At 31.9% G+C, this 698-nt stretch carries 1 protein-coding gene; it reads right to left on the bottom strand.

Annotation, left to right across the window (positions count from 1 at the left end; all coding sequences use genetic code 11):
* Positions 1–275: 275 nt before the first annotated feature.
* Entirely contained in the window at positions 276–542 is a 267-nt protein-coding gene (locus tag DYY65_RS12965; protein ID WP_162477015.1) for a ubiquitin carboxyl-terminal hydrolase 14, read from the bottom strand.
* Positions 543–698 lie beyond the last annotated feature (156 nt).

Raw genomic sequence — 698 nt, 5'->3', positions numbered from 1 at the left:
AGTTAGTTAGTTAGTTAGTTAGTTAGCTTAACCTACCTGGTACTTAAGAATTTAACCAACTCAATTTTAGAACCCAACTAATGATATTCAAGAAACTAAATAATGAATCACTGAATATGTTTCAGCGGGGGCAGTTTTTATTCTCATTGTCTGAAAAAGTATAGATAACTGAACTTTAAATGGTTGTAAAAGCTGATTTTATTGTATATATTTTTCTTTGATTGTATTCCATGCTCTTGTTTATATTTATCTACGTAGTACCATTTTTCGTATAATCATTCAATCATGGCATCGTCCACATAACAATACTTCCAATCCTCGTCTGGCTGAAAAGACCTTATGATAGGATGTTGCGTCGCTTTGAAGTGTTTTGTTGCGTGTTTATTGGGGGAAGAATCACAACAGCCAACATGACCGCAGCTCAAACATAGACGTAAATGGACCCAATCAGAACCCATTTGTAAACATTCTTCACAACCATTTGGTGTCTTTGCTTTTATGTGCTGATTTACTTGCTGAAGATGAGTATCAGTATGTTTCATGGAATAACTATAGTAGCTATATCTTATATAAGATTCAATTTCCTTACTATGAATATTTAATATTTTGATATAATTCATTTAACAATTTCAACTAACCATACACCTGTAATAATACCAAATTGGTGTGCGCAATTTATAGCTGATAAATAAATTACA

Source organism: Nitrososphaera sp. AFS (assembly GCF_009898475.1).
Taxonomy (GTDB): Archaea; Thermoproteota; Nitrososphaeria; order Nitrososphaerales; family Nitrososphaeraceae; genus Nitrosopolaris.
This window is presented reverse-complemented; position numbering and strand designations above follow the sequence as displayed.